The sequence below is a fragment of the Rhizobium oryziradicis genome (genome assembly GCF_001939045.1).
GTDB classification, from domain to species: Bacteria; Pseudomonadota; Alphaproteobacteria; order Rhizobiales; family Rhizobiaceae; genus Allorhizobium; species Allorhizobium oryziradicis.
The window spans coordinates 80,604-93,495 of record NZ_MKIM01000024.1 but is presented as its reverse complement, the minus strand read 5'-3'; the positions used below and the strand labels follow the sequence as shown (position 1 = coordinate 93,495).

Annotated in this window: 13 protein-coding genes; 3 read left to right on the top strand and 10 right to left on the bottom strand. The window is 56.6% G+C overall.

Annotation, left to right across the window (positions count from 1 at the left end; genetic code table 11):
* Nucleotides 1–33: 33 nt before the first annotated feature.
* The 5 genes from BJF95_RS06060 to BJF95_RS06040 all read right to left on the bottom strand — a co-directional run bounded on the left by BJF95_RS06060 (nucleotide 34) and on the right by BJF95_RS06040 (nucleotide 5,124).
* Nucleotides 34–810 carry an L-iditol 2-dehydrogenase gene (locus tag BJF95_RS06060; RefSeq protein ID WP_075638574.1) on the bottom strand — a complete coding sequence of 259 codons (777 nt, stop codon included), beginning with the start codon at nucleotides 808–810 and terminating at the stop codon, nucleotides 34–36.
* Nucleotides 807–1,820: an ABC transporter ATP-binding protein gene (locus BJF95_RS06055; RefSeq protein WP_075638573.1), complete on the bottom strand. Its 1,014-nt coding sequence runs from the start codon at nucleotides 1,818–1,820 to the stop codon at nucleotides 807–809. The genes BJF95_RS06060 and BJF95_RS06055 overlap by 4 nt, the downstream gene beginning before the upstream one ends.
* A gap of 14 nt (nucleotides 1,821–1,834) precedes the next feature.
* Entirely contained in the window at nucleotides 1,835–2,665 is an 831-nt protein-coding gene (locus BJF95_RS06050; RefSeq protein ID WP_075638572.1) for a carbohydrate ABC transporter permease, read from the bottom strand.
* Nucleotides 2,666–2,668: 3 nt separating this feature from the next.
* The gene (locus BJF95_RS06045; protein ID WP_075638571.1) at nucleotides 2,669–3,541 is read right to left on the bottom strand and encodes a carbohydrate ABC transporter permease; all 873 of its coding nucleotides are present in this window, start codon (nucleotides 3,539–3,541) and stop codon (nucleotides 2,669–2,671) included.
* 263 nt (nucleotides 3,542–3,804) lie between these two features.
* Nucleotides 3,805–5,124, bottom strand: a complete 1,320-nt coding sequence (locus BJF95_RS06040; RefSeq protein ID WP_075638570.1) for an ABC transporter substrate-binding protein — start codon at nucleotides 5,122–5,124, stop codon at nucleotides 3,805–3,807.
* A 312-nt stretch (nucleotides 5,125–5,436) separates the two neighbouring features.
* Here BJF95_RS06040 and BJF95_RS06030 point away from each other — a divergent pair, with 312 nt between their 5' ends.
* Both BJF95_RS06030 and BJF95_RS06025 read left to right on the top strand, forming a co-directional pair.
* Nucleotides 5,437–7,356, top strand: coding sequence for an O-linked N-acetylglucosamine transferase, SPINDLY family protein (locus BJF95_RS06030; RefSeq protein ID WP_075638568.1), 1,920 nt, complete (start codon nucleotides 5,437–5,439; stop codon nucleotides 7,354–7,356).
* Between the two features lie 70 nt (nucleotides 7,357–7,426).
* Nucleotides 7,427–8,434, top strand: coding sequence for an asparaginase (locus BJF95_RS06025; RefSeq protein WP_075638567.1), 1,008 nt, complete (start codon nucleotides 7,427–7,429; stop codon nucleotides 8,432–8,434).
* Here BJF95_RS06025 and BJF95_RS06020 read toward each other — a convergent pair.
* Both BJF95_RS06020 and BJF95_RS06015 read right to left on the bottom strand, forming a co-directional pair.
* Nucleotides 8,412–9,233 carry a GNAT family N-acetyltransferase gene (locus BJF95_RS06020; RefSeq protein ID WP_075638566.1) on the bottom strand — a complete coding sequence of 274 codons (822 nt, stop codon included), beginning with the start codon at nucleotides 9,231–9,233 and terminating at the stop codon, nucleotides 8,412–8,414. The two genes, BJF95_RS06025 and BJF95_RS06020, sit on opposite strands and share 23 nt — an antisense overlap.
* 54 nt (nucleotides 9,234–9,287) lie before the next feature.
* The gene (locus BJF95_RS06015) at nucleotides 9,288–10,043 is read right to left on the bottom strand and encodes a DeoR/GlpR family DNA-binding transcription regulator (protein ID WP_075638565.1); all 756 of its coding nucleotides are present in this window, start codon (nucleotides 10,041–10,043) and stop codon (nucleotides 9,288–9,290) included.
* Nucleotides 10,044–10,156: 113 nt separating this feature from the next.
* On the opposite strand from BJF95_RS06015, the gene BJF95_RS06010 reads away from it, so the two are divergent.
* Nucleotides 10,157–10,513, top strand: a complete 357-nt coding sequence (locus BJF95_RS06010; protein ID WP_075638564.1) for a DUF4406 domain-containing protein — start codon at nucleotides 10,157–10,159, stop codon at nucleotides 10,511–10,513.
* A gap of 279 nt (nucleotides 10,514–10,792) precedes the next feature.
* Here BJF95_RS06010 and BJF95_RS06005 read toward each other — a convergent pair whose 3' ends face one another.
* The 3 genes from BJF95_RS06005 to BJF95_RS05995 all read right to left on the bottom strand — a co-directional run bounded on the left by BJF95_RS06005 (nucleotide 10,793) and on the right by BJF95_RS05995 (nucleotide 12,698).
* The gene (locus tag BJF95_RS06005; RefSeq protein ID WP_075638871.1) at nucleotides 10,793–11,410 is read right to left on the bottom strand and encodes a hypothetical protein; all 618 of its coding nucleotides are present in this window, start codon (nucleotides 11,408–11,410) and stop codon (nucleotides 10,793–10,795) included.
* A 106-nt stretch (nucleotides 11,411–11,516) separates the two neighbouring features.
* Complete coding sequence (locus tag BJF95_RS06000) at nucleotides 11,517–12,035, bottom strand: GNAT family N-acetyltransferase (RefSeq protein ID WP_075638563.1); 519 nt, start codon at nucleotides 12,033–12,035, stop codon at nucleotides 11,517–11,519.
* A 6-nt stretch (nucleotides 12,036–12,041) separates the two neighbouring features.
* Nucleotides 12,042–12,698, bottom strand: a complete 657-nt coding sequence (locus BJF95_RS05995) for a glutathione S-transferase family protein (RefSeq protein WP_075638562.1) — start codon at nucleotides 12,696–12,698, stop codon at nucleotides 12,042–12,044.
* Between the last annotated feature and the right edge of the window lie 194 nt (nucleotides 12,699–12,892).

Here is a 12,892-nt window from a genome sequence, read left to right as displayed (position 1 = left end):
GGTGAGGGAAAGGCCCCTCTGGCTTCCGCCATCTCAGCTCATCCAATTGCCGCCATCGACGTTATAGGTCTGGGCCACCACGTAATCGGCGTCACTTGAGGCCAGAAAAATTGCCATGCCGGTGAGGTCTCTGGCGGTGCCCATCCGCCCGAACGGCACCGCTTCGCCAACCAGTTTTTTCTTCTCGCCGGGGGCAAGGTTCTCGTGTTTGGCAAACAGCGCATCCACACCGTCCCAATGCTCGCCATCGACCACGCCAGGCGCAATGGCGTTAACGTTGATGCCATGCTTGATCAGGTCCAGCCCGGCGGATTGGGTGATTGAGATAATCGCTGCCTTGGTGGCGCAATAGACAGCAACCAGCGCCTCGCCACGTCGCCCAGCCTGGCTTGCCATATTGATAATCTTGCCGCCCTTGCCGCGGGCAATCATCGATTTCGCCGCTGCTTGCAGCATAAACAGCGAGCCCGCAACATTGATGGAAAACAGCCGGTCATAGCTCTCGCGGGTGATCTCGACGATGGGGGCAAGATCAAACAGGGCGGCGTTGTTGATGAGGATGTCCAAGCCGCCGGTCTTGTCTTCCACGGTCTTGATGGCGGCCTCAATCGAGGCCTGATCGGTCACATCCAGATGCACGGCATAGGCCCGCTCGCCAATGGCGTTGGCGGTCTCCGAAGCTCGCTCGATGTTGATATCGGCAATGGCAACCGTCGCCCCTTCACGCACGTAAGCCTCCGCAAAAGCTCGGCCAATGCCACGGGCCGAGCCGGTGATCAGGGCGGATTTTCCGTCTAATCTGCCAGTCATGCTGACATCTCCTTCACGTTCAGGCCCTTGTCGTTAAAGCGGTGCATTCGGCTCTCATCCGGGGTCAGAAACACCGTATCGCCATGACGGGCGGTGAAATCACCGTCAGCGCGGGCCGTCATGGTGCCAACGCCCTCGACCTCGACATGCAAATGGGTGTCGGAGCCAAGGTGCTCGGCAATGGTCACCTTGCCCTTCCATGCACCCTCGGTGGTGGAAAGGGTGACGTGCTCTGGTCGAATGCCAATGGTGGCCGCCCCATATTTTTGGGCGGTTGCCCCAGCCATCAGGTTCATTTTCGGCGAGCCAATAAAGCCCGCCACAAACAGATTGGCGGGCTTATGATACAGCTCCATCGGCGAGCCGACCTGCTCGATATTGCCCTTGTTCAGCACCACAATCTTGTCCGCCATGGTCATGGCTTCCACCTGATCGTGGGTGACGTAAATCGATGTCGCACCCAGCTTTTGATGGAGCTCGGTGATTTCAAGGCGCATGTTGACGCGCAGTGCTGCATCAAGGTTGGACAGCGGCTCATCAAACAAGAAGCATGAGGGCGAGCGCACAATGGCCCGGCCAATGGCCACGCGTTGGCGTTGGCCGCCGGAAAGCTGACGGGGTTTACGATCGAGATAATCTGTCAGGTTGAGGATGCGGGCGGCATCGCTCACCTTCTTGTCGATCTCGCCTTTGTCCATGCCCGCCATTTTCAGCGGAAAGCCGATGTTGGAGCGCACGCTCATATGCGGATACAGCGCATAGGATTGAAACACCATGGCAAGGCCGCGTTCAGACGGCTTGCGGTCTGTGGCATCAGCTCCATCAATGAAGATCTTGCCGCCGGAGGTGTCTTCCAGTCCGGCAATCAGCCGAAGCAAGGTGGACTTGCCGCAGCCAGACGGGCCAACAAACACAACGAATTCGCCGTTGTTGATCTCCAGATCAATGCCGGGAATAACCTTGTGCTCGGCAAAGGATTTCGAGACGTTCTTGAGTTGAATACTGCCCATTGTGGTTTTCCTTATTATTTCACAGCGCCGAAGGTGAGGCCGCGCACCAGCTGTTTCTGGCTGAACCATCCGAGCACGACGATTGGGGCAATCGCCATGGTGGAGGCAGCCGAGAGCTTGGCGTAAAACAGGCCTTCGGGGCTGGAATATGAGGCGATGAAGGTGGTGAGCGGTGCCGCAACGGACGTGGTGAGGTTAAGGGTCCAGAACGCCTCGTTCCATGACAGGATGATGTTGAGCAGCATGGTCGAGGCAATGCCCGGCACCGCCATGGGTGTCAGCACATAGATGATTTCCTTGATCAAGGATGCGCCATCCATGCGGGCGGCTTCCAGAATTTCGCCCGGAATTTCCTTGAAATAGGTGTAGAGCATCCAGATGATGATCGGCAGGTTGATCATGGTCAGCACGCCCACCAGACCGATGCGGCTATCGAGCAATCCACCGTCGCGAAACAACAGATAGATCGGGATCAGAGCGCCCACCGGTGGCATCATCTTGGTGGAGAGCATCCACATCAGCACATCCTTGGTGCGCTTGGTGGGCGAAAACGCCATGGCCCAGGCCGATGGAATGGCAATGATGAGGCCCAGAAGCGTGGAGCCAAAGGAGATGATCACCGAGTTCATGAAATGGGCGAAATAGTCCGAGCGACCCTGCACCTCGACATAGTTTTCGGTGGTCCAATGGAAGAACAAAAACACCGGCGGCGAGGCAATGGCATCGCCTTCGCTTTTGAAACTGGTGAGGAAGGTCCACAGGATCGGAAAGAACATCAGCAGGCCAATGGCCCACGCGATGACGGTGAATGTCAGCTTGCGTTTGGTTGAGATTGCGCGTGCCATTGATCAGCTCTCCAGGTTCTTGCCGATGAGGCGGATCAGGAAAAGGGCAACGATATTGGCCAGAACCACGGCGACAATGCCGCCAGCGGATGCGCCACCAATGTCAAATTGCAGCAGGGCCTGATTGTAGATCAGATAGGTCAGGTTGGTGCTGTCGGTGCCGGGGCCGCCATTGGTGGTCACGAGAATTTCGGCAAAGACGGACAGAAGGAAGATGGTCTCGATCAGCACCACCACGGTAATCGCCCGCGACATGTGGGGCAGGGTGATGTAGATGAATTTCGAGATTGCGCCTGCGCCATCCATCTCTGCGGCTTCTTTTTGCTCCTCGTCGAGCGATTGCAGGGCGGTGAGCAGAATCAGCGTTGCAAACGGCAGCCATTGCCATGCGACAATGATGATAATCGACAGCAGCGGAATGGTGGAAAGCCAATCCAGCGGCTCCAGCCCAACGGCCCGGAAAGCAAAGGCAAACAACCCGTTCACCGGGTTCATCAGCATGTTTTTCCACACCAAGGCCGCAACCGTTGGCATGATGAAGAAGGGCGAAATCACCAGAATACGGACAATGCCCTGACCAAACATCGGCTGATCCAGCAAAAGTGCCAGCGCAATGCCGCCGATGATGGAAATGGCCAGCACGCCGCCGACCAGCAACAGCGTATTGGTGAGGGCTGCGAAAAAGGCCGGATCGGTGAGAAAATATTGATAATTCAGCAGGCCGACGAAGTCATGGGTGCCGGGCATCAGCAGATTATAGTTCAGAGTTGAGAAATAGATGGTCATAGCCAGCGGCACAATCATCCATGCAAACAGCAGGATAACCGAAGGGGCCATCATCAGTCTCGCCGAGGAATGGGTATGGGTCGTCGCCATGTCTGCCGCGCCTCTTATGCGTGTTGGAGTTGTGATGGTTTGGGTCGAGCGGGTGGTTCACCCCCCTCTGTCCTGCCGGACATCTCCCCCTTAAAGCGGGGGAGATCGACTCGTGGTTTGCCGGTCACTTCCTATCTATTTCCGGGATGTCGGAAACAGCGAGGGTTCGGGGGAGATTGCAAAGGCAAGCCTATCCAATCTCCCCCGCTTTAAGGGGGAGATGCCCGGCAGGGCAGAGGGGGGTAAAACCCCGACCTCAAACCTTACTTCTTCGGATAACCCGCCTTTTTCATCTCACGCTCGGTCAAGCTTTGTGCATTTTTCAAAGCCTGATCCACGGTGCTCTGACCGGCCAAAGCTGCCGAGAATTGCTGACCAACGGCGGTGCCGATGCCCTGGAATTCCGGGATAGCCACATATTGCACACCCTCGTAAGGCACGGGCTTGACAGTGGGGTGCTTGGGGTCTGCCGAGTTGATGCTGTCCAGCGTCATTTTGGCAAAGGGTGCAGCCTTCTGGTAATCAGCATTGGCATAGAGCGAGGTGCGTGTGCCCGGAGGAACATTGGCCCAGCCGTCTTTCTCGGCCACCAACTTCAGATAGTCCTTGCTGGTTGCCCAGGCGATGAACTTTTCAGCCGCTTCCACCTTCTTCGAGCCAGCCGGAATGGCGAGGTTCCACGACCACAGCCAGTTGCCGCGCTTGCCAAGACCATTGTCGGGAGCCAAAGCAAAGCCGACCTGATCGGCAACCTTGGATTCCTTCGGGTTGGTGACAAAGGATGCTGCCACCGTGGCATCAATCCACATGCCGCATTTGCCAGTCTGGAACAGCGCAAGGTTTTCATTAAAGCCGTTGGAGGACGCGCCTGGAGGGCCGTCTTTCTTCATCATATCGACGTAGAACTGAAGGGTCTTTTTCCACTCTGGCTGATCAAACTGTGGCTTCCAGTTTTCATCAAACCAGCGCGCGCCAAACGAATTGGACATGGCGGTCAGGAAAGCCATGTTCTCGCCCCAGCCGGCCTTGCCGCGCAAGCAGATGCCGTAGACTTCCTTGGATTTGTCAGTGATCTTGTCAGCAGCCTGCTTGATGAAATCCCACGTTGGGGCATCAGGCATTTTCAGGCCTGCTTTTTCAAACAGATCCTTGCGATACATCACCATCGAGCTTTCGCCGTAGAAAGGCGCGGCATAAAGCTTGCCATTGACCGTCAGGCCCGAGCGGATTGGTGGCAGAAGATCATCAACATCATAGGCCTTGTCGGCGGACAATTTGTCCAGCGGGGCCAGCCAGCCCTGCTTGCCCCAGATCGGGGCTTCATAAATGCCGATGGTCATCACGTCATACTGGCCGCCCTTGGTGGCAACATCGGTGGTCACCTTCTGGCGCAGAACATTTTCTTCCAGCGTCACCCACTTCACATCAATGCCGGGGTTTTTCTTGGTGAAATCATCCGTCAGCTTTTGCATGCGGATCATGTCGCCGTTGTTTACCGTCGCAATGGTGAGCGTTTCGGCTCTCGCCACGCCCGCGATGGCCAAAACTGAACATGCGCCCAGCAGAATAGTCTTCAATGTCATATCTTCCTCCCAGAAGAAAAAGGCAATTCAATCAACCTATGCCGCACGATCCTCATCGCGCTGATACTGAGCATTGGCTTTGCTCAAAATGAGCAATCGCTTCGCTAGTGGGCAAATACTCACTTATTGAGCGGAAATGTCAATCGCAATTCGCTGCTGCAGCGCCGAAGATCTGTTCAAGGCCTTGGTAAATAACCTTGAATTTAGGTGGAAAACCATGACGGCAGTCCCGTTGCCGCATCCAGTTTCAAGCAACGCCGGTGCTTTACATCCCTTTGGAGAGGCGCAGGCTGGGCAAAAGGCGGGAAAAGTGTGAGCAAAGTGCAGGCGGCGGTGCGGGCCTATCAGGCGGGTGATCTGGATGATGCACTGAGCAAGGCGCGGGCGGTGCCAGCCAAAAACCGTGCCGAACACGCCATGGCGCAGGCCTTGGTTGGGAATATCCTGGCAAAACGCGGTGATCGCGTGGGGGCAGCGCTTGCTTTTGAGGCCGCCGCTGCCGGCAATTCCGAACAGGCCGGGGTCTTTTTAAAGCTGGCCGCAACCCTGCTTCAACAAGCCAACGCGGTTGAGCCTTTGCGCCGCATGGGTCTTAAGGCCGCCCTTGCCAATCGCTCTGACGCAGAATTTGTGCTCAGCATGGCGCATGTGGTGGTGGAGCCATGGGATGCACCGGCGCGCGAGGCGGCCTGCAGTCTGGTGCCGTTTATGGACCGACACAGCGGTCCGGCGATGTTTTTTGCCGCAAACCTGTTGCAGATGCATGGTGCGTTGGAAGCTCTGGATAGCTTGTTGGGCGAGATCAGCCATACGCTGCGAGACGATGTGGTGATAGAGGTTGTGCGGCTGGCTTCTGCCCATGTCCGGGCTGATTTTGCCACCATTTCCCGCCATCAGCAGATGATGCAAGATCTCAGCAACCCCTTCAACCGCGCGGTGCTGGAGCGCGAAGATGCTTTGAACCGGGTGTTCTGGTGCGAGGATGAGGCCTTGCAGGCTCAACCCAATTTGCAAAGCCGGTCGCTGGCTGAGAGTTTTGCCGCCCGCCCAAGATTGCGCCGTCGCTGCCGGGCGAGCGATGAGAGGCTGCACATCGGTTACCTTTCCTCTGATTTTTCGGCCCACGCCACCATGATGCTGATGCTGGATGGTCTCATGGCCCATGATCGCGCCCGGTTTGACATCACGCTGTTTTGCTACACCGATGCCAAGGCCGCAGCCGCGCAGGCCCATATGCCAGAACAGTTGCGACGCGAGATTGTCTCGGTGCGCGATCTTTCCGACACTGAAGCCGCAGCCGAGATTGACCGGCGTGGTGTGGATATTCTGGTTGATCTCAAAGGCCACACATTTGGGGCGCGGCTGGCGATTGTTAATCTGTCCGCAGCACCAGTGAAGGCCACCTGGCTTGGTTTTCCGGGGGTCGTGAGCGGTGTTGATCTGGATTATGTGATTTCAGATCCGATCGTCACGCCCGATACATCCGCGCCCTTTTACGCAGAAAAATTCTGCCGATTGCCAGAAACCTATCAGCCCAACAGCACCTCCAGCCGCCCGGCACCGATACCAACCACGCGCCAGCACAATGGCCTGCCGGACAATGCCTTTGTCTTTGCCTCCTTTAACGGTGTGCAAAAAATAACACCGGAGACAGTGAGGCTTTGGGCGCGTATTTTGACAGGCGCTCCGGAAAGCCTGCTGTGGATCATGTGCTGGGACGCCTTTGCCAGAAACAATTTGCGCAAAGCTATTCAGGCTGCGAGTGTCGATCCTGCGCGGCTGCATTTTGCCAACAAGCAGGATTACGCCTTGCACGTCAACCGTCTGCCGCTGGCCGATCTGGCGCTCGACAGTTTTCCTTGCAATGGTCACACCACAACCTCGGATATGTTGTGGGCTGGCCTGCCGGTGGTGACCAAAAAGGGGGGGAGCTTTGCCGCGCGCGTGTCCGAAAGCCTGCTGGGTGCCATCGGCCTTGGTGATCTGGTGGCGGACGATGACGAGGCCTTTGTGGCGCTGGCTGTGCAATTGGCCAACGATGCTGCACGTCTGCAAGCCGTGAAACAACGGCTGAAGGATCATCGCTCAATGGCACCGCTGTTTGATACCGAGCGCTTGATGCGCCATCTGGAAATGGCCTATGAGATGATGGCGGATCGGGAGCGGGCAGGGCTTGCGCCAGACCATATGGATGTTCCAGCCATGCCACCGCGCGATGTGCCATTTATGTGAAGATGATTGGCAAATGGCGCAGGGGTGTTTATCAAGGCGGCATTCCCCTTCGTTTTTGCCGAGGCCCGTTATGAACAATCCCGTCACCGTTGAAGTCACCCGTGGCAACCGTGTGGAAAGCCGCCATCACGGGGCCGCTGTGGTGGTGGATGGCGATGGCAATCTGGTGTTTTCCGCAGGCGATGTTGATGCGCCCACCTTTCCGCGCTCGGCCTGCAAGGCCATGCAGGCGCTGCCGTTGATTGAGAGCGGTGCGGCGGATGCCTATGGTTTGAGCGATCAACAGTTGGCGCTGGCTTGCTCCTCCCACTCCGGCGAAGACGCCCATGTCGAGACGGCAGCCTCCATGCTGGCCAAAGCGGGGCACAATGACGATGTGCTGGAATGCGGCGCGCATTGGTCTTTTGATCAGAAAACCCTGATCCATCAGGTCCGCACGCTGGAAAAACCAACCGCCCTGCACAACAATTGCTCCGGCAAACATTCCGGCTTTATCTGCGCTTGCGCCCATATGGGTTATGAGCTGAAAGGCTATGTGGAATACGACCATCCTTTGCAGCGCGATATTCGCGCCACCATGCAAAACCTCACGGGTGCGGTGCTGGATCACGACAGCTGCGGCACCGATGGCTGCTCCATTCCTACCTATGCCGTGCCGCTGAAAGCTCTCGCCCATGGCTTTGCCAAAATGGGCACAGGGCAGGGGCTGGAGCCATTGCGCGCCAAAGCATCAAAGCGCCTGATAGACGCCTGTATGGCGGAGCCATTCTTTGTGGCTGGCACCAAACGCGCCTGCACCGCCATCATGCAGATTGCACCCGGCAAAATCTTTGCCAAAACCGGAGCCGAAGGCGTGTTTTGTGCGGTCCTGCCCGACCAAGGCCTGTCGATTGCGGTGAAAGCCGAAGACGGAGTCACCCGCGCCGCCGAAGCCATGATTACAGCGCTTTTGGCCCGCTATTTTGACAGGGACAGCTCCGAGCACGCAGCCCTGATGGCCATGACCAACAAGCCCATGCACAACTGGAACGGCCGCCATGTGGGCGATGTTCGGGTCACGGATGTGTTGTTCGGCTGAAAGGTTCTACGCGATAGTGCGTGAGGGTTTGGCAGCAGGTCATGCCTAAGCTTTCTGCGAGACGTATAGACGCAAGGTTGCTTTCAACAACCTGATAGCGGGGTATGAGGCGGTTTTGAAAGAGGTGGGCAAGCGCTGTTGCAACAACCCGCTTGCCAAATCCTTTGCCGCGCTGGTGTGGGTCCGTATAGACGCCGCCCACTTCCCAAATGCCGTCATCAAGCTGGAAGGCAAGACACGCCGATAACGCTGTTGCGCCTTCTCGATAGACAAAGGCAATTGCCTGCTGGCGCTCGATCATTGCGGTTAACCAGTTGGCATCATGCCCCTGTTTGGCAAAAAGGTCGAATGGCAGATGATTGGCAGTTTGCTCGATGCTAACAGTGGGATCGAGAGGAAATGCGCTTTCAGTGGAATATGTGCGGTAGGATGTTGCCCTGTCGAGGGTAAAATCCTGTGCAATCACCAGCGCATCTTGCTCCGTGGTGAGCTTGAAGATCAATATCTGATCGGTTGGAATGAAAGGACGCAACGCCACTGTCAGGGTGGGGTGGTCGCTGACGATGAAAGCAATCGCTTGCGCGTCAGGATAGGTTTCCCGATCATAGGGGCTGGCGTCGGCGTCCAATAAAAGCAGTGTCGCACTGCTATCGTCCTCAGTAACCTGCACCATTTTTGTGTGGCCGGGAAGCGCCAGATAATATTTGAGAATGACAGCATGACGCAGTTTGGTCTTGCGCAATCGCGATAAAATTTTTGAGGCCTGATCGGGGTTCGAGCTATCGTCTATCTCTGCCATCCCGCACTGTCCTCAATCACGCGTCTAAGACGACGTTCGCAACCCTTGTATTGACTATGACGGTATCAGCTTCACACCTGTTGCTCCATAAGGCTTGCGGCGCTCCTCATTGATTTCGGCGCTCATAATCACCCCCGACAACCCACTCAAGGGCACAATCTGGCAGGGCGAGAGCATGTCGAGTTTGTTCTCGGTCAGGCAAAGCCAGGTTTCGGCACTCACCGAGGCAATCAGCCGTTTGATGGCGGCTTCTTCCGCATCGCCGGTGGTAGCACCAAACTGGAGGTGCAGCGCGGTGGCACCCATAAAAAACAGGTCTGGCCGCAATCGGGAAATGGCTTCAGAGGCAATTGCGCCCACCGCCACCATGGAATGGCGATAAAGCCGCCCGCCAATCACGATCACCTCTATGTCGCTGCGCCCTTCCAGCTCAATGGCGATGGTTGGGCTATGAGTGACAACGGTCAGGCCGAAGTTTTGTGGCAGCAGGCGGGCTATTTCCGCATTGGTGGTGCCGCCATCCAGAAAAATCATCTGCTGTGGCTGAATAAGCGCCACGGCCGATGCCGCCAAGGCGCGCTTTTCCGCGTTCGCAAAGCTCTTGCGGGTCGAAAAATCGGGCAAGTCCGGCGAAACCGGCAGGGCACCACCATGCACACGGCTGAGCAATCCGGCCGCCGCCATATCGCGCATATCGCGCCGGATGGTGTCCTCTGACACCGCAAGTTCAAGGGCAATATCCTTGGCCAGCACGCGGCCATCCCGTTGCAAACGGGCGAGGATCAGAGATTTGCGTTGGCTGGTGAGCATTGCACGAAACTGCCTGAAAATTTACGATAATGCATGGATAGAAGGAAATGACTCGACTCTCAAGTATTTTCGTGCAGATTTGCGCATGTTCATGCATATTCAAGGAGAAAGACATGCTGATTTTGATTGCAGGGCCTTATCGTTCCGGCACCAATGACGATCCAGTGAAAATGGCGGCAAACCTGAAAGCACTGGAAGCGCCATCCTACGCCTTGTTCAAGGCGGGGCATGTGCCAATGATTGGCGAATGGGTTGCGCTGCCGGTGTGGAACGCGGCAGGCGGGCAGACCATTGGCGATGATCTTTATGAGGAGATTTTCCACCCGGTTGCTCATCGCCTGTTGCAGCTTTGCGATGGGGTTTTGCGTTTGCCGGGAGCCTCCAAGGGGGCCGATAATGACGTGAAAATTGCCACCGAGCGCGGCATTCCGGTGTGGTACGCGCTCAGTGATGTGCCTGGGGTGGCGTAACCTTGCTAGAGTCCACTTTTCTCTGACAAACTCTAAAGCATGTCGCGTTTNCCGATAATGACGTGAAAATTGCCACCGAGCGCGGCATTCCGGTGTGGTACGCGCTCAGTGATGTGCCTGGGGTGGCGTAACCTTGCTAGAGTCCACTTTTCTCTGACAAACTCTAAAGCATGTCGCGTTTTATTGTCCTCAATAAAACGATAACGTACATGCGACAAAATAAGATCTAAAGCCTGTCGCAGTGAATCCTATTCGCCGCGACAGGCTTTAGAGCCGTCTTTACATCGGCGGCTCAACGCCGTTTTTGCCCGCCACCACGCGGCTGCTGCTTAAAGTTCCGTCATCGGCTTTTTGTGATGGCACAAACACGGTGGCACCGGGTTTAAGATCGGCTTCTGTTGCCGGGGCTGTGGTCACAATCGGCGTGCCATCGGCAATGGAAATGACCTTTTCGCCGCCCTTGTAGGTCAGGGTAAGGCTGTGGCCGTTGACGGATTTGACGGCATTGGCAACGGTTGCATTGGTCATGGTGCTATTGGGCTGCAAATCCCAGGCATAGCTGCCTTCGCCAGTGCCCTTCATGGCGGCTGGGAAAATCAGCACTTCCACCGCGCCATTTTTGCCGTCAGCGGTGGGAATGGAGGTGACGCCAACAAAATCGCCGGGCTTGATGGCATCAACCGATGCCTTGGCAAGGCTGGATGGCTTCCAGCCGTCTTTCAGGGTGATTTTTGCGGTTTCGCCCTCGCGGGTTTTCACCACAAGGGTGGAGCCGTGAAAACTTTCGATCTTGCCGCGGACCCGCACCGTGTCAGCAGCGTGGGCCGCAATGCCGGTGCTGAGTGCCAAGAGGCCACCGGCGAGCACAGAGGCGGTGAATTTCAAGCGTGACGTCATGACGAACTTCCCTGTTGCGACATTGTCGGTCTGGCAATGCCAGATCAGGCAAAACATTGCCGTCACAGCCGGAATTTCAAGAGCTGTACACGCAATGGTGAGCGGGTCAGTCGAGGCTGATCAGCGTCAGCTTGAGAATATGCTGCGGCCCGGATCTGCCACCCAGATAGATCTGGCCGGTATCCTCCCACCCACCCTTAGTGTAGAGATGGATGGCTGCGCGGTTGAGGCAATTGACCGTCAGAAACACATGCCGGGCCTGATAATGGGTGCTCAAATAGGATGTGAGCTGTGCCATCACGGCCTTGCCATAGCCAAGCCCTTGAAATTGCGCGCCAACCAGCATGCCCCGCAGTCCCAGATCATTGGGCGCATAGCCACAGGCATCGAGGGGTGCTGTGCTGACCTTGCTGTGATAATCCCGGTCGATCTTGAAAAAGGCCACCGGCTCGCCAGCAGCGGTGCCGATGTGGAAATCCACAGTCGGGTCATTCTCGCTGATCATCTGCTCAATCGGTGCGACGAAGTTTGCTTGTTCCGGCAACAGGGCCAGATGCAAAACGCGGCCTGTCTCGCCCTTTGAAAGGGGCGAGAGGTGAAGGTCACAAGAGGTATTTGCCTGCATGAGGCGTTACGCCTCAGTAGCGCGTGCGGCCCACATGGCCTTGAAGGCCGGGCGGCTCTGGCAGCGTTCCAGCCATGCCTTGAGGTTGGGGTTGGCGGCCAGCAAGGGGGCATAGGGTTGCGCATAGCGCACAATTTCGGCCAGATTGATATCGGCAACGGTAAAGCGATCCGAGACAGTAAATTCATTTTTGGCAAAATGCTGTTCCAGCACGGCAATCGGGCGCTTCAGCAGACGGGCGGCGGCGGCGGCTTCGCTTTGGCCTGCTTCGCTATCCAGACGGCCATCGCCGAAAATACGCGAGATTTTCAGCGCATTGCTCTCGATTTCGGTGGCAGCAAACAGCGCCCATTGCATCATCAGCGCATCTTCTTCCAAATCCTTCGGCCCCATTTCGCCGCCATATTGCTTGGCGAGATAAAGGGTGATGGCAAGGGATTCGAACAGCACCAACCCGTCATCTTCAAGGGCAGGAATGGCACCAAAGGGATTGACCGCCAAAAACGCGGGCGATTGGGTGTTGATCGGCGCATCGGACGCCAGAGGATTATCCAGCTTGCCAGCCTGCACCACCGGCACATGCTCATAGGCCAGTTCCAGCTCTTCCGTCAGCCACAAAACCCGTGTGGCACGCGACTTATAGCAGCCGTAAATTTTCAACATGGTGCTCTCCCAACAGTGATCCTTTGAGGGCAGGTTAGCCCTATCGCAGGGCCTTTGGAAGCATGGGATTGACATCAAAATGCATTTGCCACTATCAATCTTAACAGGGTCAGCAGTTCACCCAGGCGTTACCGCTCCGCAAGGAGAGCTAAACCTGCATCCATGATTTTCAACGGCAAGCTTTTGCGTCCGCT